Here is a 20488-nt window from a genome sequence, read left to right as displayed (position 1 = left end):
CTTGGTGAACATAGCAAGCGTGAACCACCCGATCCCATCCCGAACTCGGAAGTGAAACCGCTTAGCGCCGATGATAGTGTGGCAGGTTGCCATGTGAAAGTAGGTCATCGCCAAGCTCTTAAACCAAAAGCCCTGCTTACCCATAGCAGGGCTTTTTTTTTGACCCAAAATCACCCCACTGCTGCTCTCTTCTCTTTTGCGGACGGGGTTGTTAGAATCCCCTCTCATCAATGTTTAACGAGAAAACGCATGAGTGCAATAGACAGAATCCAAGCCCAATTAGCCAGCCATCCTGTGGTCTTATACATGAAAGGCACCCCGGACTTCCCTCAGTGTGGATTTTCCAGCCGGGTGGTGCAAGTCTTGCGGGCATGCAATGCGGATTATGCCCATATCAATATCTTCGAAGACCCTGAAGTGCGTGAAGCCTTAAAAGAATACTCGCACTGGCCTACCTATCCCCAACTGTATATCAACGGCGAGTTAATCGGCGGCTGCGACATTGTCATCGATCTCTTTAATAAAGGCGAGCTTGATAATATGCTGGCGAGCGTTGGCTCCAAACTTTAGTCGAAAAAGGTATATTAATTAAGCAGCAGCGTGCCTATTCGACCGTGTATTGCGATGGACTTTCTGCCATTCTCGCCAATGTGTTTGGGTGTAATGTGTTCTAAGTCGCTAATTGGCTACATTTACGTCGCTTCGTACTCGCTTAATTTTTTCCAGCGGTTGATAATCATACAAAACAACTCGGCAGTTTGTTCGGCGTCGTAAAGTGCTGAATGTGCTTTTTCGTTATCCCAGACAATTCCGGCAGCTTGAGCAATTTTTGCTAAAACTGTTTGGCCGTACATTAGCCCTCCGAGTGTGGCGGTATCGAAACTACTGAATGGATGAAACGGGCTTCGTTTGTAGTTGGTTCGTTCAATAGCGGCGTTCAAAAAATTGATATCGAAAGCTGGGTTGTGACCAACCAAAATAGCTCTCTTGCATTCGTTACGTTTTACAGCGGCTTTGATAGGGGTAAACAGCTTGGTAAGCGCATCCTTCTCTTCTATAGCCATGCGGAAAGGATGGTATGGATCGATACCGGTAAATTTGAGCGCTGCGTCATCCAGCTCTGAGTTTTTGAAAGGAATGATATTGCAGTGATGTTTTTCGGTGACATGCAGCCATCCATCAGTGTCTGGTTCGACTATTACGGCGGCGATTTCCAATAGTGGATTTTTTTTTGAATTAAAGCCGGCGGTCTCTATATCGACAATAACAGGAAGGTAACCTCTGAAACGGTTGCCTAACGGATTTAGGTTTATTTCCATTGAGTTTGATGGGCTAAAAAAGTCGGTTGTGCGTTATGTTACGTGAGTTTTGGATAGGTATAAACAATATTCAATTGGTGAGGTGAAGTTATGCAAGATCGGAAAAAAGGTTGGGTTATCTTAGGGTTACTGACCGTATTAAACGGTTGTGCCACGACCCGCGGTGTCGATCCTAAAGATCCTTGGGAGGGCTGGAACAGAGGCGTGCAATCATTTAATGACGGCGTGGACGATTATGTCATGAAACCGGTTGCCAAAGGCTACGATTGGGTGATGCCCGATTTTGCGGACCAAGCGGTTACTAATTTTTTCAGCAATGTCGATGACATAGGTGTTTGTACCAACGATGTTTTGCAAGGAAAACTCCTGCAATCGGGTCAGGACGGCGCGCGTTTCTTGGTGAACACCACCATCGGTGTCGCCGGGCTTATCGATGTTGGGACGATGATCGATTTGCCGAAGCATAATGAAGATTTTGATCAAACCTTAGGCTATTGGGGAATACCTACCGGCCCTTACTTGGTCCTGCCGTTTTTCGGACCCAGTTCGCCACGTGGCGTGTTCGGGTTGGTTGGCGATGCCGCGATGAATCCGTTTACTTATGCCGGTATCTACATAAATCCAAATTGGATTGGCGCGGCGGTTTCGATTGGTCCTGGTGCATTGAAAGTCATCGACGCGCGCTCAGATCTGCTGGGTATGGAAAAAGTCGCTACCGAGGCGGCACTGGATCGTTACGAGTTTTTTAAAAATGCCTATCTTTCCAGACGTAATTATCTGGTTCACGATGGCAAGGTTCCAGACGAAGATGTGTTGAAATTCGACGAAATGCAGGGCGGTGGGCGTGGACCGCTCGATCCGAATCCGTATTGATTTAAACTGTTCTACTCTTATGTAAAAGGCCGTAAAGCAAATAGCTTTGCGGCTTTTTTATTGCTTCAATCCAAGCGGACGAGCACGAAATCCGGTTTCGCTTCTATCAGTACTCCCGACATTATCCTATTTTCCAGAATGAGGTCGGGTGCCACATCGCAGGCTACCCTTAGATAGTTCGGTGTGTAGCCGAAATGGCGGACCACGCCATCTTGCTGAGCTTCTTTTTGCCCTTCCCATAAAATGTTGGCCTGTTCGCCGAGGTTTTCGGCAATGAAGTTATGCTTCATTGTGTCGGCTAATTCATGCAATTGCTTGCTGCGCAGTTTCTTTGTGTTCTGATCGACTTGATCCGGCAAACCCGCGGCTTTGGTGCCTTCCCGAGGCGAATAGCTGAAAATGTGAATATGACCAAAACCCAGGCTTTTGATGTAATCAAAACTTTCCTGCCATTCCAGTTCGGTTTCGCCCGGAAAGCCGACGATGATGTCGGTAGTGATATTGAAATGCGGAATCGTCGCTCGGGCCAGTTTAACAATCTGGCCGAATTCCTCCGTTTTACAGCGCCTGGCCATGCGCCGTAGTACGCTGTCACTGCCGCTCTGCAAGGGCAAATGCAGATGTGGCATCAGTCTTGAATTTTTGAACAACTCGAAGAAACCATCCGGCAATTCCCAAGGTTCCAGAGAACCCATGCGCAGGCGTGGAATCTCCGTCTTAGCCAGGATTTCGCTAACCAATTCGACCAAATTACTGTTGATGTCACTGCCGTAACCGCCCAAATGCACACCGGTGATGATGGCTTCGTTGATGCCTTGAGCGTGCAGCGCGTTGATCTCGTCAATGACTGCTTGAATCGGCCGGCTGCTTTCCTCGCCGCGAGCAACGGTAACGATGCAGAAGGTGCAGCGGTAGCGGCAGCCGTCCTGTACCTTGACGAAGGCGCGCTGGCGGCCACGGCTGAACAGCGACACTTCGCCGGGTTCGGTCGACATCGTCGGCATGCTATCCAAATTCAGTTCGGCCAGGGTTTTCTCCACCAGCTGGTTTTTGTCCTGGTTGCCGACTATCAAGTCCACGCCCATCAATTGCGCGGCTTCTTCCTCGTTCAGTGTCGCGTAACAGCCGCTGACCACCAGCTTGGCTTGCGGATTATCACGGTGAATGCGGCGTATCATTTGCTTGGATTTTTTCACGGCGTCCTGAGTCACCGCGCAGGAATTGATGATCACCAATTGCGCGTCGCTCAAGTTACGGGTGATGTCGTGGCCTCTAGCCTGAAAGGCTTGTGCCCAGGTTTCCAGTTCCGCTTCGTTGAGACGGCAGCCGAGGGTTTTTAAATGTATCTGCATGTAAATATAAAACAAAATGTAGGGTGCATAAGCGTAGCGTCATACGCCGACAATCAAAATAATTAACCAAAAAACCAATAAGTCACCAAAATCGCGGTCACGATGCCGCCAAGGTCTGCAACGATGCCGCAGGCGGCAGCATGGCGAATCTGCTTGATGTTCACCGCACCGAAATACACCGCCAACACATAAAAGGTGGTCTCGGTGCTGCCTTGCACCACCGATGCCAGCCGGCCGGCAAAGGAATCGGCACCGTGGGTCTGCATGGTGTCTATCATCATCGCCCGCGCGCCGCTGCCGCTGAACGGTTTCATCAGTGCAGTCGGCAGGCCGTCGATGAAACGGTTGTCGATGCCGGCAGCATTGACCAATAGCCTTACACCGTCGGTAATCAATTCCAACGCGCCGCTGGCCCGGCACACTCCGAAAGCCACCAGCATCGCCACCAGATAAGGAATGATGGTGATCGCGGTCTGGAAACCGTGCTTGGCGCCTTCGACGAACAATTCGTAGGCGTTCAGACCTTTGTAGGCAGCGGCGGCGATGAACGACACCACCAAGCCGAACAAAATCACATGGCTGACCAGAGCCGATTGCTTGAGCATTTCTGCCTGATCCAAGCCCGCGAAATAAGCCAGTATGCCGCCGACCAAGATGGTGATGCCGCCCAGATAAGCCATCACCACCTTGTCCAGCAAATTGATCTTCTGCACGGCGGCGACGGCCAGCAGGCCGGTCAGCGTCGACATATAGGTGGCGATCAATATCGGAATGAACACGTCGGTCGGATTGGCGGCACCCAGTTGAGCCCGGTAAGCGAAGATCGTTACCGGAAACAGCGTCACCGAGGAGGTGTTGATCACTAGAAATAAAATCTGCGCATCGCTGGCCCGCTCGGGATGCGGATTCAAGGTTTGCATTTCCTGCATGGCCTTGATGCCCATCGGCGTCGCGGCATTGTCCAGCCCCAACATATTGGCGGCGATGTTCATCACCATTGCCCCCTGCGCCGGATGACCTTTGGGAATCTCCGGCATCAACCGGCTGAATAGAGGATTCAGTGCCTTGGTCAATAGATCGATGAAACCGCTATGCTCGCCGACTTTCATGATGCCCAGCCACAAGGCCAGCACGCCGCTAAGCCCCAGCGAAATCTCAAACGCGGTCTTGGATAGGCTGAACATCGCATTCATCAACTCGGAAAACACCTGGGTATCGCCCAGCACCAGCAGCTTGAAGGCGGCGGTGGCGAAGGCGGTCAGGAAGAAGAATATCCAGATGAAGTTCAGCAACAACCGGTCCCGTGATTAGCCGATTTTCTTGGCCAAATCTGCCGCGTAGCCGGTGTAGCTGTGCGGCGTGAGTTTCAGCAACTCGGCCTTGGCTTCCGTAGGAATTTCCAGCTTCTCGACGAAGGCACGCATGCCGTCGCCGGTGACGCGATTGCCGCGGGTCAGCTCTTTCAATTTTTCGTAAGGCTTTTCGATACCGTAGCGGCGCATCACGGTTTGGATGGGCTCGGCCAACACTTCCCAGTTTTGGTCCAGGTCTTGATCGAGTAACGCCGGATTGATTTCCAATTTGGAAATACCTTTCAAGGTCGATTGTATGGCGATGCTGGTGTGGGCGATGCCGACGCCGATGTTGCGCAAAACTGTGGAATCGGTCAAATCGCGCTGCCAGCGCGAGACCGGCAGTTTGTCGGCCAGGAAGCCAAAAATCGCATTCGCCAATCCCAGATTGCCTTCGGAGTTTTCGAAGTCGATCGGGTTGACCTTGTGCGGCATGGTCGAGGAGCCGACTTCGCCGGCCACGGTTTTTTGCTTGAAATAACCCAGCGAAATATAGCCCCAGACGTCGCGGTCGAAGTCCAGCAGAATAGTGTTGAAACGGGACAGGGCGTGAAAAAACTCGGCCATGTAATCGTGCGGCTCGATCTGGATAGTGTATGGGTTGAAAGTCAGGCCCAGCGACTCGACAAAGTTTTGCGCAAAAGCAGCCCAATCCACATCCGGATAGGCGACGCTGTGTGCGTTGTAATTGCCGACCGCGCCGTTGATTTTGCCCAGCAGTTCGACGTTCGCCAGTTGTTGGCGCTGGCGTTGCATGCGGGCGACGACATTGGCGAATTCCTTGCCAACCGTGGTCGGTGTCGCCGACTGGCCGTGGGTACGCGACAGCATCGGTTGTTCGGCGCTATTCAGTGCCAATTGCTTGATCGCGTCTATCGTCGCATCGACTTCCGCCAGCATCAGGCCGCGGCCTTCCTTCAGCATCAGCGCATAAGACAGATTATTGATGTCTTCCGAGGTGCAGGCGAAGTGGAAAAACTCATTGATGGCCTGCAGTTCCGCGTTGCCTTCGATCTTTTTCTTCAGGAAATACTCGACTGCCTTGACGTCGTGGTTGGTGGTTTTCTCGATGTCCTTGACCGCTTGGGCGTCGGCTTCGGAAAAATCGCTGACGATGTTATTCAGCACGGTGGTCGCTTCGGCGGATAAGGCTGGCACTTCGGCAATTTTGGCTTCGGCGGCCAGTGCTTGCAGCCAGCGCACTTCTACCTCGACCCGGTAACGGATCAAGCCGTATTCGCTGAAAATGGGGCGCAAGGCGTCGACTTTGCCGGCGTAGCGGCCGTCGATGGGGGAGATGGCGGTGAGTGTCATAAAGCTATTTCCTTAGAAAATATTTGGATAATTATTTAAAAACCGAGACTAACCAGTTGCTGAAATTAGCAGCGGCTTCGATAGTTAATAGGTTTTCGGACAACGCATCCGGCAATCTTATGCCAGGCTCTTTTTGCCAAGCTCGCCATGTATAGATTCTGGCTTTCGACAAATGAATGTCTTTAAATAGCTTGGTCGGTAAGTTATTTATTGAGAAGTTTGCGTGAGCTAATAGCGATTGTTGTTCGGCGCTGGCTGAAATCATTTGCTCGACAAAATTTTCAATCATTCCGTCATTTTGATGATCGGGCATGATCCATAAGCCAATATCAGGTAAGCCGTTTGTGTGCTTGAAAATATCGCCTGTTTTGTAATTAGGCTGATCCGATATTTCGTAGAGGCCGTAATTTTGTTTTTGTAAAAAGTCGTTTATTTTCTTGGTGACCAAATCTCGTCTTGAAGTAACTCCACCATTGTTGTCTAGCTCAAAGTCAGCATCTATTACAATGGCTAACTTATCAATATCACCGCTACGTAAGCGTTTAATTTCTGTTGGTAAATGGTCAATCAGGTTGGTCCAGCCGTTTCGTTGTGAGCCCCTGTCCTTCGGAGTGACGATAGTTATTTCGGGTACTTCGACATCAATAAGTCCCAGTTTCTTGCAGAATGCTTTGAAAAAGGCTCGATCATCATTACCTTCAACTAACAATATCTTTTTAGACATTATCTAATCTCAAGTTCTGATGCAGTTATGGTTTGTAACTCGGCTTCATCGTAAACAGTGGTAATGATCTTTCCATTATCGCTGGTGAGTTTGCTTCTGGATACTTTCAGCAAAATGCCATCGCCAGGGCTTTCAATTGCCGTTTTGGTAAAACTCTCGATACAATCCCAGCTATGGGTCGTTGCAAATACTTGTATATTTAATTCTTTTGCAAGTTGAAAAATGATACGCCAGACTTCTTCTTGAACACTGTAGTGCAAGCCGTTTTCAAACTCGTCAATTAATAAAATGCCATCTTTTGCAGGAAATACAGATAATATCAGCTGTAATATGCGCGACATGCCGTCGCCCATGCTGCTGAGAGGGATTCTATTTTCAACATCTTTGGTTTTAACGATCGCAAAACGGCTGTTGTTTTGATGAGATTCGATGAATGCAAGTTTTTCAATACGATCATCAATCAACTTTAAAGCTTTTATGACAATATTCTCGTATGGGCTTAGTGTTATTTCATCCCAGAGAGTAGATAGTTGTTCTGATGATAAAAAATCTGACGGAACATAACTTAATCCAAATGAATAAAGTTTAGAATTCAGGAGCCAAAATGTAGAAAACTGATTTTTGGTTTCCTCTAATTCCTGAATTGTATTTTTACCTGATTCTAAGGTTATGCGAATTGCCGGATATAATAAAGCTGAATCTTTAACATTTGACAAGTCAGGTTTTACGATAACTCTTCGGCGAGTGGAAAATGGCTGCCCGTCTTCATCAATATCTGATTCATCTTTAAAATAATAAAAGATATACTCAATTTTTAGAAGATTTTTTTCATTGGATGATAAAGATATATTGATATTTTCACTTGAAGGGAACTTTCGATTAGGAAAGAGGTTTTTTAGCCCTAGCCAATTTTTTATACTACCGTCAAGAGATGTGCGATCTAAACTATATGATTCGTCATGTTCATTCAGTATTGCGCTGAGTAGCTCAAGATTTGCGTCCCCAGCATAGATGCGCAGTGCCTCAAGAATAGAGCTCTTGCCACTATTATTTTTTCCTACAATTAAATTCACGCGGCCAAGCTTTGGGATTTCCAAATCCTCTAACATGCGGAAATTTTTAATGCGTAAATTGGTTAGCATTGTTAATCCTTATGTTTGATTATATTTCGACTCAATTATCCCGCCACCCAAACAAACTTCGCCCTTATAAAACACCACCGACTGTCCCGGCGTAATCGCTCGTTGTTGTTCGTCGAAGCGGACTTTGACGCGGCTGCCGCCGTCGGTTGGTTCGACTATGCATTCCTGGTCAGGCTGGCGGTAGCGGGTCTTGGCGGCGCAACGAATGGTTTCAGTCAAAGGCCGGCTGCAGCACCAATCCAGTTGACCTGCTTCCAGGGTGTTATGCAGCATCAGCGGATGTTCATGCCCTTGGCCGACGATCAGCACGTTGTTATCCAGGTCTTTGTCCAACACGAACCAGGGTTCGTCAGGCGCGTCCTTGACGCCGCCAATGCCCAAGCCCTGGCGTTGGCCCAGGGTGTAATACATCAAGCCATGATGCTTGCCGATATATTGCCCTTCCGGAGTGCGCATTTCACCAGGTTGGTGCGGCAAATAGCGTTGCAGAAATTCCTTGAATTTGCGTTCGCCGATGAAGCAAATGCCGGTGCTATCTTTCTTCCGGCTGTTGGCAAAGCCGGCTCTGTCGGCCATTGCGCGGATTTCCGGCTTGTGCAGGTGGCCTATTGGAAACAGGGTACGAGACAAGGCTTTTTGTCCCATCGCATAGAGAAAATAGCTTTGCTCTTTGTTGGGATCCAGGCCTTTTAATAGCTGGAATTCGCCGTCTTGTTCGCGAACGCGGGCATAGTGGCCGGTGGCAATATATTGGGCGCCCAAGTCTTCAATGGCGTAATCCAAAAAAGCTTTGAATTTGACGTGTTTGTTACAAAGTATGTCGGGATTGGGGGTGCGGCCGGCCTTAAACTCTGACAAAAACACTTCAAATACCTCGTCCCAATATTCGGCGGCGAAGTTGACGGTTTTTAGTTTTATGCCAAGTTTGTCGCAAACTTGCTGTGCGTCGGCTAAGTCTTGCATCGCCGTGCAATATTCGGTGCCGTCGTCTTCCTCCCAGTTTTTCATGAACAAGCCCGTGACTTTGTGGCCTTGTTCTTGCAGGGCTAGAGCGGTAACGGAAGAATCGACGCCGCCGGACATGCCGACGATGATGTGTTTGCTCATTCTAAATCGATAAAAGACTGTAAGATGCTAAGCGGAAAGCGGTGACCTTTCAGGTATTCGTCCACAGTGGTCAATACCAAAGGGCTGCGCAATTGCTGGCGTTTTGCGTAAATTTCATTGCGGCTTAACCAGTGAGTGTCGATAATGCCGTCGTCGAGAGCTTGTTCTGGATTGTGGTTGTTGACTGTGCCGGAAAAACAGAAGCGAACAAAGCTGGGCATATGCGGATTTCTGCGCCATAACTGTGTGGCGATTAAAGCCTCCGGTTCAAATTGCCAAGCTGTTTCCTCGCAAACTTCGCGTTTGACGGCACTGATTAAATCTTCACCTTCTTCCAAATGACCAGCGGGCTGATTGAACGCAAGGCCTCGTGCCGTTGTCTCCTCAACCAGCAGGAAGCGACCGTCTTTTTCGATCACGGCGGCGACGGTGACGTGAGGTTTCCAAACCATGATATTGATAGAAAACGGTAAAAGGCGCGCATTTTACTAGAAATGTTTTTTATGTGCCTAAAGATTGAAATTTAATGTTTAAGACGCTATTTTTAAGACCACAATGATTCACAGCACCAAAGATTATGTCAGATTTTGAACCCTTGAAAGATGGTGACGGTAACACCGCGCTGCAAGAAGCCAAACCGCAGCTGAAAAGACCGCCACTGTATAAGGTTATGTTGCTTAATGACGACTTTACGCCGATGGATTTTGTCGTCGAAATATTGACTGATTTTTTTAACATGAGCCAAGAGAAAGCAACGCAGGTGATGTTGCAAGTGCATACGCAGGGTGTCGGCGTTTGTGGTACCTACACCAAAGACGTGGCTGAAACCAAAGTACATATTGTTAATGAATATTCCCGTGAGCACCATCACCCGCTGATGTGCACGATGGAAGAGGCGTGAGGGGTAACCATGCTAAGTAAAGAACTTGAAGTGACATTGAATGCTGCTTTTACCGGAGCTCATGCCAAAAGACACGAATTCATCACGGTCGAGCATTTGTTGCTGGCCTTGTTGGACAATGTCACGACGATACCGATTTTGATCGCTTGCGGCTGCAATGTTAATGCATTGCGGGCCGAACTAACCCGATTTATAGATGAAACCATTTCCTTGATTCCGGAAGGTATACAGCGCGAAACGCAACCCACTTTGGGTTTTCAGCGTGTTTTACAGCGCGCCGTATTTCATGTCCAGGCTTCCGACAAAAAAGAAGTCACCGGCGCGAACTTATTTGTTGCCTTGTTTAGTGAACAGGATTCGCACGCGGTTTATCTGTTGAACAAACAAGACATCACTCGTTTGGATGTGGTCAATTATCTGGCGCACGGGGTTTCCAAAATCGAGCAGTTCAGAAAAGAAAATAACGAAGAGCCGGAATCCGAGCGCGGCAGCAATGAAGCTTTGTCCAGCCCATTGGAAAAATACGCAACCAACTTGAACGAAGAAGCCCTGAAAGGCAACATCGATCCTTTAATCGGCCGCGAGCTGGAAGTGGAAAGAACCATTCAGGTGCTTTGCCGCCGCCGCAAAAATAATCCGCTATTGGTAGGGGAGGCTGGTGTCGGTAAAACCGCTATAGCTGAAGGTTTGGCGAAACGAATTGTTGAAGAACAAGTGCCGGATATTTTGTTGAATAGTGTGATTTATTCACTAGATATGGGTGCACTGGTGGCGGGTACCAAGTATCGCGGCGACTTTGAAAAACGACTCAAGGCTTTAATTAGCCAGCTCAAAAAAGAACCGGACTCGATTTTATTTATTGACGAAATTCATACCATTATTGGTGCGGGTTCCGCTTCCGGTGGGGTTATGGATGCCTCTAACTTGATCAAACCGGTGTTGGCGTCCGGACAATTGCGTTGTATTGGGTCCACTACTTATCAAGAATATCGGGGTATTTTCGAAAAAGACCACGCTCTAGCGCGGCGCTTCCAGAAAATCGATGTGATAGAGCCATCGATAGAAGATACTGTATTAATTTTGAAGGGCTTGAAGTCGCGGTTTGAAGAGCATCATGGCCTGAAATACACCCAAGAAGCATTGCGACTGGCGGTGGAATTATCAGCGCGTTATATCACAGACAGGCATTTGCCTGACAAAGCCATTGATGTGATCGACGAAGCCGGGGCCAGGCAGCGGTTGTTTGCCGGTATTGATCGCAAGGATCTGATCGATACTGCCGAGATAGAAGAAATCGTCGCCAAAATTGCCAGGGTTCCGGCACAATCGGTATCGTCAAACGACATTGATAAATTGTCGAGCTTGGAAAAAAACCTGAAGATGCTGGTGTTTGGCCAAGACGAAGCCATTTCAGAGCTGGCGTCGGCAATTAAGCTATCGCGGGCCGGATTGCGCGATACCACTAAAACGATCGGTTCGTTCCTGTTTGCCGGTCCTACCGGGGTCGGTAAAACCGAAGTGACTCGGCAGCTAGCCAAAGTATTGGGCATTGAGTTGATTCGCTTCGATATGTCTGAGTACATGGAGCGGCATACTGTATCACGCTTGATCGGCGCGCCTCCGGGGTATGTCGGGTTCGATCAGGGCGGATTGCTGACCGAAGCGGTGACCAAACATCCGCATGCCGTGTTGTTGCTGGACGAGTTGGAAAAAGCGCATCCGGATGTATTCAACCTGTTACTACAGGTGATGGATCACGGCACCTTGACCGACAACAACGGTCGCAAAGCGGATTTTAGAAATATCATTTTGATTATGACCACTAATGCCGGTGCGGAAGAAAGCAGCCGGGCATCTATCGGCTTTACCCAGCAAAATCATGCTTCCGATAGTATGAAAGTGATCGAGCGAGGGTTTTCGCCGGAATTTAGAAATCGTCTGGACGCAATTGTGCAATTCAAACCGCTGGATTTGGCGGTGGTGGGCAGTGTGGTCGATAAGTTTATTTTCGAGCTGGAAGCCATATTGGCGGACAAAAATGTCACATTGACTTTAGAACCTGCGGCGAGAGCGTGGCTGGCCGAACATGGTTGCGATCCAAAAATGGGTGCGCGGCCAATGGCGCGATTGATTCAGGAAAAGATCAAAAAACCGCTGGCAGAAGATTTATTGTTCGGTCGTTTAGCGAATGGCGGTCACGTGCGAGTGCATGTCGAGAACGATGCGTTGGCTTTTGCGATCGAGAGCAAACAACTAATCGTTTCGGAATTGAATCAAGTAGTATAAAGCGAGGGAAGCAATCGCTTTCCCGAAAGACGGGTTAGCGATTGCGGAAAGTAATGCGGCCTTTGGTCAAGTCGTAAGGTGTCATTTCTACGCGGACTTTATCGCCAGTCAGGATGCGGATGTAGTGTTTGCGCATTTTGCCGGAGATGTGGGCGGTAACGATGTGACCATTTTCCAATTCGACGCGAAACATAGTGTTGGGCAGGGTATCGATAACCTTGCCATCCATTTCAATCTGATCTTCTTTTGCCATAGTCAAAGCTCTAAATTTAAAACGCCTATGTTAGCATGAATCCTCTGCTGAGCCGCTAAAAAAGTCTCCCGGATAGTTGAATTAGTGCTGATACAGGGCGCGTCAGACTTTCCTTCTCACTTCAATAATATTTGGCAAATGGCTGATACGTGCCAGCACCAAACTAAGTTGCTCGGTATTTTCGATTTGAATTGTCATATTCAGAATCGCGGACAAATCGTCGTGGGTCTTCAATGAGGCGTTGCTGATATGTACTTTCCCGGCGGCTAATACCTGAGAAACGTCGTTCAACAAATTTTGCGCGTTAAAGGCATGAATCAAAATCGGTACGCTGTGATGTACAGTTTGTTGACCGCTCCAATCGGCTTTCAACAATTGCAATTGCTGCTCGGGCGACAGATGCCGAATATTCTCGCAGTCGCGGCGATGAATAGTGATACCGCGTTTATGCGAGATAAAGCCGATAATTTCGTCACCCTTTACCGGCGAGCAGCAATGGGCCAGCGTGGTCACTACATTATCAATGTCATCGATAGTAATCGCTGATTGCGTAGAGGATTTGCTGGGCACCAATTTGATCGGTGTTGGTTCCAATTCCGGAATTTTCAACGCGCCGGCCAATTGCCGGTTGTTGATGTCGCCGTGGCCTAGCGCTTCATAAAAATGTTCTGTATCCGCGAATTTAAAATGCCTTAACAATTCGTTGATATCGACGGTTTTCAAGCCTAGCCGCTTGCTTTCCTTATCCAGCAGCAATTTGCCGGCCGCAATATTTTCGGCTTGCTGTTGTTGTTTGAACCAGCTTTTTACCTTGCTGATGGCTCGCGGGGTTTTTAGGTAACCGAGGTTGGGATTCAGCCAATTGTGATTGGGTTGACCGTTTTTAACGGTGATGATTTCCACCTGCTCCCCAGAGCACAGCTTGTAAGTCAAGGGCTTGATCTGGCCGTTAACTTTTGCGCCGCGGCAACTGTGACCCACCTCGGTATGGATCGCATAAGCAAAATCCAGTGGCGTAGCGCCCTTGACCAGGTCGATCAATTTGCCGGCAGGCGTCAGCACGAATACCCGGTCGGAGAACAGCTCGGTATGAAAGTTTTCCAGCAAGCCGTCAGTGTTATCTTTGTCTTCCAGCAGTTGTCGGAGCGAGGCGATGTTCTTCTCGGTGGCGGCGTTGAACTTGCTGCCCTCTTTATAACGCCAGTGCGCCGCCACACCCAGCTCTGCAAAGTCGTGCATGGCTTTGGTACGGATTTGAATTTCGATACGGTTGCCGTCTTCATCCAAAACTACGGTATGCAGGGACTGATAGCCGTTTTCCTTAGGGTTGGCGATGTAATCGTCGAATTCCCGCGGAATATGCTGCCAATGGCTGTGCGCCAAGCCTAGCACCATGTAGCAGGCCGACAAACTGTCCACCACCACGCGCACTGCCAATAAGTCGTACAGTTCGTTTATCGCCAGTTGCTTGCGGCGCATCTTGTTCCAGATGCTATAGATATGCTTGGGCCTACCGTAGACCTTGGCCTGTATGCCTTCCTGGTTTAAACGGTCTTGAAGTGCCGCTAAAAACCGCTCAATAAAGGCTTGGCGTTGTTCCCGATTGACAGCCAATGAGTCGGTGACAAAGCGGTAATGCTCAGGATCGGCATAACGAAACGCCAGGTCTTCCAATTCCCATTTGAATTGATTAATACCCAGGCGATTGGCGAGCGGCGCATAAATATCCAGGGTTTCCCTGGCAATGAAGCGGCGGATATTTTCTTGCTCGTGTTGGAGTCCGCGCAGCCGCTGAATGCGAAAAGCCAATTTAATCAGCACCGCCCGCACGTCATGGGTCATTGCCAGCAGCATGCGTCGCAATATCTCAGCTTGATTGGGCTGGTTTGCCATGTCGGTACTGTAAATGCTGACATTATTCAACCAGCTCACGTCTTTAACTAAGTCGGCGACTAACGGTCCGAATTGCTCGCGTATTGTCGAGTCGCTGAGTTTCCCGGCAACACGTGAATCGCTGAGCAGCGCCGCCAGAATAGTTTCCAGATCGATATGCACACTCATTAAAATCGAGGCGACATCGACGCCTTTGGGGCGGAGAGTGTCCTTGCAGTTCGCCGAAAGTTGCTCGACCAGCTTCAGCGCGTGGCTTATCTGTAAGCTATCGGCGTCTGAAAACCCGGGAAACAGTTTGCTGACGGAAGAATTATTTTGAGTCATGCCAATATTGTAAGACTAGCGAGGTGGGGCGGAAAATAGGGAATTTCCTGAAACTTGGGGTTCGAATCCAGGCGTCAGATTAAACGGCTAGCGACGCGCTTTACCCGTCCGCGTTCCCCAAGTGTCTATACGGGCAAAGCTATTGGGCAAAATTCAGGACACTCTCAAGCAGCCTACTCAGGCAGTAAGAAAACCACTCAAGTATGGCCGGATTTATTAAACCGGCCCTCAATATAGTCGCTCACGCTTATGCTTAGGCCGAGTTTTCAAGATGGATTCCCGCTTACGCGGGAATGACGGAGCAGGGAAATTTAAGTGTCCGATTAACAGGCAGGAAACTCTAAGATTCTTAGCATTAAGTGCCTGGGGAGACAGCCATTAATAAGCATCTTTATCCGTGATTTTGCCCTTGTCGTTGACCGCCACCTTCCATTTGCTGCCACCCACCTCAATAAACAATTCGTATTCTTCGCCCACGCCGTTCGGATTAATCACCAATTCCGCCTTATGCAGCTTATAGCCGGGGAAGTTATCGGCCAGCACTTTGGTCACGTCAGGTGATATTTCTAGACCGTTGTCCAGCAGGATTTCGTTCGCAAACAACGCGCCGTCGGTTCTAAATAACTCATGCTTCAATTCGTCTTCCGTATCCTTAAAGCTGACTTCCAGTAGCTGTTGACCAAAGTGGGTTTCCTGAGTCGCTTTCAGGTCCTGCGCTTGCGGGTGTCGTTTCAAAATATTGGCCCTGACTTTATCCGGGATTGCCACGCTAGCAGAATCTTGGGCTTGAGCGGTTGATAAGCTGCTGTAAAAGGTGGTAGCGGCAAGTAAGGAAAGTAATAAAGTACGCATATGTTCTCCTGCTGTGTTGGATCCCCCAATGACTTAAAGCGCTGGGGATGGTTTCATCGTTGTTTTTGCGGTATTAGCAAAAGGTGGACGTTGGAAAAATTCATTCAAAACCAGAACGTGCTCTTCTGAGAGCTTGAAGCACTCTTGGCGCTTAACCATGGTCGATTATGCGATAAAAATAAAAATCGCCGGTAGGATTTTTCCGCGAACTTGGCATAGATCAATATTTACATATCGATTATTCTAAAAGCAGTTTGATGCCATTGAGCCGCTGGGGAGCCGATTTGGCTTGTCAGAAGCTTCCGCAGCACCAGTCTAGCGCCATGGATCGTGCCCACTTTGCCTTTTTCTTAATTGCCTATGCCGAAGCAATATCGCCGTTTTCGAGATATATCCACCAGCGAGAAAATATTAAATACTGTCTTCCTGTTGACCATCGGGCTGGGCTATCTGATGGCCCTGGTGAATTTGTATTACACCCATCAGGGCCGCGACGGTAAGCGCGGTTTGTCGATAGACGACATTGTCATCATGTACCACGGTTCGACCACTCAGTCCAGGCTTGGCGCGGCAGTCAACGGCATCATGGAGCCGAATCTGAAATACAAAAGCGATAAGGAAGTGATCTTGAAATGGATCCAGGATGGCGCGGGGCAGCCTGCTTACGAGCAAAGAATTGCGCCGATTTTGAACCGCGACTGCATCCACTGTCATAACCCGGCCGCCAACCCGAGCCTGCCCAATCTGACGCATTACGAAGGTGTCGCGGAAGTGGCGCATAAAGGCGGGGCGTCGACGCCGGCGCTGGTCAGGGTGTCGCATATTCATTTATTCGGCATTGCCTTCATCCTGTTTTTCATTGGCAAAATTTTTCTGCTCTGCGATATGAATATCTACGTCAAGCGGGTGGCGCTGGTGATTCCGTTTTTTGCAATGCTATTAGACGTGGTGTCCTGGTTTGTCACCAAGCATATTTCCGAATTTGCCTATGTGGTAGTGCTTAGCGGTGCATTGATGGGCTTATCGATGGGCGTCCAAATATTAATGAGTGTTTATCAAATGTGGTTTTACCGAAAGGACTGATGTTTTGACTGTTTCTCCCATTTCATCCATGACGACCAACCCGCGCAGTTGTCCGGCCATGTTAATCAGCGCCCCGGCTTCCGGGCAAGGCAAAACGACCGTCACCGCCGCGCTGGCTTACTATCATAGACAGCAAGGCCGTCGGGTTCGGGTATTCAAGACCGGCCCGGATTTCATCGATCCGCAGATTTTGGCTTACGCCAGCGGCCAGCCGGTTTATCAACTGGATTTATGGATGATGGGCGAGGTGCATTGCCGCGAATTGCTGTATCGCGCCGCCGGCGAAGCCGATCTGATCTTGATCGAAGGCGTGATGGGCTTGTTCGATGGCGACAGTAGCAGCGCCGATTTGGCCCAAGCCTTGTCGGTGCCGGTGGCGGCGGTGATTGATGCGCAAGGGATGGCGCAAACCTTTGCCGCGGTCGTATTCGGTTTGGCGAACTATCGGCCGGGTTTGGCGTTCGCGGGCGCGATAGCCAACAAGGTCGGTAGCGCGGGCCACGCCAGGATGTTGCAAGAAGCCTTGCCGGCCGGCATGCCTTTGTTGGCGGCGATGAGTCGAGACGAGGCAGTCGGCTTGCCTTCCAGGCATTTGGGCTTGCTGCAGGCCAATGAAATCGGTGATCTGGATACCCGGTTGGGGCGGGCTGCGGAATTATTAAATAGTTTTACGCTCTGTGTTTTACCCGAGCCAGTCGCCTTTGTCGCCGCTTTGGCCCATCCGCCGCCACGCTTGTTGCAGGGTAAACGCATCGCGGTGGCGCGAGACGCGGCGTTTTCGTTTATTTATCAAGCCAATTTGGATTGTTTGCGAGCGATGGGGGCGGAGCTGTTGTTCTTCTCGCCGTTGGCTGATAGTGCCTTGCCGGAGGCCGATAGCGTTTATTTGCCGGGCGGTTATCCGGAATTGCATTTGCAAACGCTGGCCGAAAATTTGGCGATGAAGGAGGCTTTAACCGCCCATCATCTAGCCGGCAAAGCCATCTATGCCGAATGCGGCGGCTTCTTATATTTGCTGGATAATCTGGCTGATAAAGAAAGTCAGCGAGCGGCGATGGTAGGCTTGTTACCCGGCAGCGCCGTCATGCAAACCCGCTTGGCCAATTTAGGAATGCATAGCCTGCAATTGGAGCAGGGCGAGATTCGTGGTCACAGCTTTCATTTTTCCAAGCTGGATACCGCGTTAGAACCGTTTGCCGTCTCCACCGCGCAACGCAGCTTTGGGCATGGCGAAGGCTTTTTCCGCAAAGGCTCCCTGCAAGCCTCTTATCTGCACTTGTATTTTCCCTACAACCCACAGCTTGCCGCTAGCTTTTTCTAAGCTGAGAAGGGATATTAAAACTGTTTCACAGCCAGGGTCTATGGGATAATGCGCGGCTTTCACCGGCCAGACAACAGCAGGTACTCAAATGGACGAAAACAAGAAAAAGGCGCTGGGCGCCGCGTTGATGCAGATCGAAAAACAATTCGGCAAGGGCTCCGTGATGCGGATGGGCGATGTCGCCGCCAGCCGCGACATCGAAGTCGTATCTACCGGCTCCCTGTCCTTGGATATTGCGTTGGGTGTGGGCGGTTTGCCGCGCGGCCGGATTATCGAAATTTACGGCCCGGAGTCGTCGGGTAAAACCACACTGACCCTGCAAACCATCGCCCAGATGCAAAAGTTGGGCGGCACCGCTGCCTTCGTCGATGCCGAGCATGCGCTGGACCCTATCTACGCGCAAAAGATCGGCGTCAACATCGACGACTTGCTGGTCTCGCAGCCTGATACCGGCGAACAAGCCCTGGAGATCACCGACATGCTGGTGCGCTCCGGCGCGGTCGACATCGTGGTCGTCGACTCGGTGGCGGCTTTGACGCCGAAAGCCGAAATCGAAGGCGACATGGGCGACTCGCACATGGGCTTGCAAGCGCGCTTGATGTCGCAAGCCTTGCGCAAGCTGACGGCCAATATCAAACGTTCCAACACCTTGGTGATTTTCATCAACCAGTTGCGGATGAAAATCGGCGTGATGTTCGGCAACCCGGAAACTACCACCGGCGGTAATGCGCTGAAGTTTTATGCCTCGGTGCGTCTGGATATTCGCCGCATCGGCGCGATCAAGAAAGGCGACGAGGTGATCGGTAACGAGACCCGCGTCAAAGTGGTCAAAAACAAAGTGGCTCCGCCGTTCAAGCAAGCCGATTTCGAAATTCTGTATGGCGAAGGCGTGTCCTTCTTCGGCGAACTGGTGGATTTAGGTGTGGAATTCGGCTTCGTACAAAAATCCGGTTCCTGGTATGCCTACAACAACGAGAAAATCGGCCAGGGCAAGGACAACGCCAAGCAGTTTTTACGCGATAACCCGGAGAAAGCCGTCGAACTGGAAAAAGCGATTCGTGAGAAAGCCTTTGCCAAATTAGCGACAGCGCCGGCAGCAGCCAGTGAAGACGACGACGCCGAGTTTGTCGACGGCGATTGAGCGCCGGCAACAGATCGAAGCCATTTGCCTGAGGTTGTTGGCCCGGCGCGAACATAGTCGTCGGGAACTGCTGGATAAATTGGCCTTGCGCGGTTTTGACCGCGACGACGTTGAACCGGTTATCGATCAGATAGCCGAGCGGAACTGGCAAAACGATGCACGCTATGCCGAAGCCTATGTCCGCCAACGTATCCAGAATGGCTATGGTCCGATGCGAATTCGCTATGAACTGCAACAGCGCGGTATCAACGACGCCGATCTGGATGAACAGGTCGAGGAGCAAGGCGGTTGGCAAAATGTGCTGCTGGATGTGTATTCGCGTAAATACGACGACGAAAAATCGCTGACCCAAAACGAATGGCTAAAGCGCAGCCGCTTTTTACAGCAACGCGGTTTCAGCGGCGAGATGGTCAAGCGCTTGGTTGCGGAGTTGAAAATTAAATTGAATAGAGCTGGTTAGCTCGTAGCTCTGAATAGCGAAGCGTATTCGGAGAAATAGTTGATAAAGTTCAAGCAAATCTAAGCTAATAGCTATTTATGCATCCTCTGATTCAGCAAAATAAATCCGCAATCGTCGACTTATGCAGGCGCTATCGGGTTAAGCGTCTAGAGATATTCGGCTCGGCCGCGCGGGCTACCGACTTCGATTTGGAACACAGCGATGCGGACTTTTTAGTCGAATTTGCCGAGGACGGTCAGTCGTCTTCGTTGCAGGTATTTTTTGCCCTACGGCAAGAACTGGAGAATCTAATTGGGCGGCATGTGGATTTAGCGGAGACTACAGCGTTGAAAAACCCTTATTTGCTAGCCAGCATCGAACAAAGTCGCGAATTGGTTTATGCAGCGTGATCCTCGGGTCTTTTTGTGGGACGCTCATTCCGCTGCTGGAGCGATTCTGGAGTTTGTTGACGGTAAAACTATTGCGGATTACAGATCAGACCGTTTATTACGCTCTGCTGTGGAGCGCCAATTTGAGATTATTGGCGAAGCTTTAAACCAGTTATGCAAAATAGAACCTGCTTGGGCCGAACGCATTCCGGATTTGCCGCAAATTGTGGCTTTTCGCAATCTATTGATTCACGGATATGCGTCGGTTAACGATTTAACGGTTTGGAATACCATCGAATCATCTTTGCCAGCATTGCACGAAACGCTGGCGAATTTGTTAAACGATTGAAAGTCCTATAGATGAGCTCTTATCATCAGCATATGCAACGTAAATTTACTTTCTGAAGTATCAAATCAACCGAA

At 49.7% G+C, this 20488-nt stretch carries 21 protein-coding genes and 1 rRNA gene; 11 read left to right on the top strand and 11 right to left on the bottom strand.

Annotation, left to right across the window (positions count from 1 at the left end; all coding sequences use genetic code 11):
• Together rrf and grxD are read left to right on the top strand one after the other, a co-directional pair.
• Positions 1–116, top strand: a 5S ribosomal RNA gene (gene rrf / locus ACR02O_RS18790).
• Positions 117–249: 133 nt separating this feature from the next.
• Positions 250–570, top strand: coding sequence for a Grx4 family monothiol glutaredoxin (gene grxD / locus ACR02O_RS18785; RefSeq protein WP_319960677.1), 321 nt, complete (start codon positions 250–252; stop codon positions 568–570).
• A gap of 122 nt (positions 571–692) precedes the next feature.
• Here grxD and rnt read toward each other — a convergent pair whose 3' ends face one another.
• A complete protein-coding gene (rnt, locus tag ACR02O_RS18780; RefSeq protein WP_205453725.1) occupies positions 693–1319 on the bottom strand; it encodes a ribonuclease T in 627 nt (208 codons plus the stop codon).
• Positions 1320–1409: 90 nt separating this feature from the next.
• Between rnt and ACR02O_RS18775 the strand changes: the two genes are divergently transcribed.
• Positions 1410–2192 (top strand): MlaA family lipoprotein, encoded by a 783-nt coding sequence (locus tag ACR02O_RS18775; protein WP_033157256.1) that lies wholly within the window; start codon positions 1410–1412, stop codon positions 2190–2192.
• A 65-nt stretch (positions 2193–2257) separates the two neighbouring features.
• Here ACR02O_RS18775 and mtaB read toward each other — a convergent pair whose 3' ends face one another.
• From mtaB to ACR02O_RS18740, 7 genes are all read right to left on the bottom strand, one after another.
• The gene (mtaB, locus tag ACR02O_RS18770; protein WP_101051628.1) at positions 2258–3544 is read right to left on the bottom strand and encodes a tRNA (N(6)-L-threonylcarbamoyladenosine(37)-C(2))-methylthiotransferase MtaB; all 1287 of its coding nucleotides are present in this window, start codon (positions 3542–3544) and stop codon (positions 2258–2260) included.
• A gap of 62 nt (positions 3545–3606) precedes the next feature.
• Positions 3607–4836: a nucleoside recognition domain-containing protein gene (locus tag ACR02O_RS18765; protein ID WP_033157458.1), complete on the bottom strand. Its 1230-nt coding sequence runs from the start codon at positions 4834–4836 to the stop codon at positions 3607–3609.
• Positions 4837–4851: 15 nt separating this feature from the next.
• Positions 4852–6210 carry an adenylosuccinate lyase gene (purB, locus tag ACR02O_RS18760; RefSeq protein WP_101051510.1) on the bottom strand — a complete coding sequence of 453 codons (1359 nt, stop codon included), beginning with the start codon at positions 6208–6210 and terminating at the stop codon, positions 4852–4854.
• 31 nt (positions 6211–6241) lie between these two features.
• Entirely contained in the window at positions 6242–6934 is a 693-nt protein-coding gene (locus ACR02O_RS18755) for a DUF3226 domain-containing protein (RefSeq protein WP_101051511.1), read from the bottom strand.
• The gene (locus ACR02O_RS18750) at positions 6934–8076 is read right to left on the bottom strand and encodes an AAA family ATPase (protein ID WP_101051512.1); all 1143 of its coding nucleotides are present in this window, start codon (positions 8074–8076) and stop codon (positions 6934–6936) included. The genes ACR02O_RS18755 and ACR02O_RS18750 overlap by 1 nt, the downstream gene beginning before the upstream one ends.
• A gap of 9 nt (positions 8077–8085) precedes the next feature.
• On the bottom strand, positions 8086–9183 hold the full coding sequence (gene mnmA, locus ACR02O_RS18745; RefSeq protein ID WP_101051513.1) for a tRNA 2-thiouridine(34) synthase MnmA: 1098 nt from the start codon (positions 9181–9183) through the stop codon (positions 8086–8088).
• Positions 9180–9635 (bottom strand): NUDIX hydrolase, encoded by a 456-nt coding sequence (locus ACR02O_RS18740; protein WP_033157261.1) that lies wholly within the window; start codon positions 9633–9635, stop codon positions 9180–9182. The genes mnmA and ACR02O_RS18740 overlap by 4 nt, the downstream gene beginning before the upstream one ends.
• Before the next feature lie 125 nt (positions 9636–9760).
• On the opposite strand from ACR02O_RS18740, the gene clpS reads away from it, so the two are divergent.
• Both clpS and clpA read left to right on the top strand, forming a co-directional pair.
• On the top strand, positions 9761–10084 hold the full coding sequence (gene clpS / locus ACR02O_RS18735) for an ATP-dependent Clp protease adapter ClpS (protein WP_020482550.1): 324 nt from the start codon (positions 9761–9763) through the stop codon (positions 10082–10084).
• 9 nt (positions 10085–10093) lie between these two features.
• Positions 10094–12370: an ATP-dependent Clp protease ATP-binding subunit ClpA gene (gene clpA / locus ACR02O_RS18730; protein WP_033157262.1), complete on the top strand. Its 2277-nt coding sequence runs from the start codon at positions 10094–10096 to the stop codon at positions 12368–12370.
• A 34-nt stretch (positions 12371–12404) separates the two neighbouring features.
• Here clpA and infA read toward each other — a convergent pair whose 3' ends face one another.
• The 3 genes from infA to ACR02O_RS18715 all read right to left on the bottom strand — a co-directional run bounded on the left by infA (position 12405) and on the right by ACR02O_RS18715 (position 15692).
• A complete protein-coding gene (infA, locus tag ACR02O_RS18725) occupies positions 12405–12623 on the bottom strand; it encodes a translation initiation factor IF-1 (protein ID WP_013819653.1) in 219 nt (72 codons plus the stop codon).
• Between the two features lie 102 nt (positions 12624–12725).
• On the bottom strand, positions 12726–14840 hold the full coding sequence (locus ACR02O_RS18720) for a RelA/SpoT family protein (protein ID WP_494522173.1): 2115 nt from the start codon (positions 14838–14840) through the stop codon (positions 12726–12728).
• 378 nt (positions 14841–15218) lie between these two features.
• Positions 15219–15692 (bottom strand): hypothetical protein, encoded by a 474-nt coding sequence (locus ACR02O_RS18715; RefSeq protein WP_033157264.1) that lies wholly within the window; start codon positions 15690–15692, stop codon positions 15219–15221.
• Positions 15693–16052: 360 nt separating this feature from the next.
• On the opposite strand from ACR02O_RS18715, the gene ACR02O_RS18710 reads away from it, so the two are divergent.
• The 6 genes from ACR02O_RS18710 to ACR02O_RS18685 all read left to right on the top strand — a co-directional run bounded on the left by ACR02O_RS18710 (position 16053) and on the right by ACR02O_RS18685 (position 20414).
• Complete coding sequence (locus ACR02O_RS18710; protein ID WP_494522172.1) at positions 16053–16775, top strand: Aq_1264-related membrane protein; 723 nt, start codon at positions 16053–16055, stop codon at positions 16773–16775.
• A 28-nt stretch (positions 16776–16803) separates the two neighbouring features.
• On the top strand, positions 16804–18096 hold the full coding sequence (locus tag ACR02O_RS18705; protein ID WP_494522171.1) for a cobyrinic acid a,c-diamide synthase CobB: 1293 nt from the start codon (positions 16804–16806) through the stop codon (positions 18094–18096).
• An 88-nt stretch (positions 18097–18184) separates the two neighbouring features.
• Positions 18185–19237 (top strand): recombinase RecA, encoded by a 1053-nt coding sequence (gene recA, locus ACR02O_RS18700; RefSeq protein ID WP_494522170.1) that lies wholly within the window; start codon positions 18185–18187, stop codon positions 19235–19237.
• On the top strand, positions 19200–19697 hold the full coding sequence (locus ACR02O_RS18695; RefSeq protein WP_494522169.1) for a regulatory protein RecX: 498 nt from the start codon (positions 19200–19202) through the stop codon (positions 19695–19697). Before recA ends, ACR02O_RS18695 begins: the two co-directional genes overlap by 38 nt.
• A gap of 77 nt (positions 19698–19774) precedes the next feature.
• The gene (locus ACR02O_RS18690; protein WP_494522168.1) at positions 19775–20086 is read left to right on the top strand and encodes a nucleotidyltransferase family protein; all 312 of its coding nucleotides are present in this window, start codon (positions 19775–19777) and stop codon (positions 20084–20086) included.
• Complete coding sequence (locus ACR02O_RS18685) at positions 20076–20414, top strand: HepT-like ribonuclease domain-containing protein (RefSeq protein ID WP_494522167.1); 339 nt, start codon at positions 20076–20078, stop codon at positions 20412–20414. The genes ACR02O_RS18690 and ACR02O_RS18685 overlap by 11 nt, the downstream gene beginning before the upstream one ends.
• Positions 20415–20488: the final 74 nt, after the last annotated feature.

Source organism: Methylomonas sp. PHL2-19, assembly GCF_059331595.1.
This window is presented reverse-complemented; position numbering and strand designations above follow the sequence as displayed.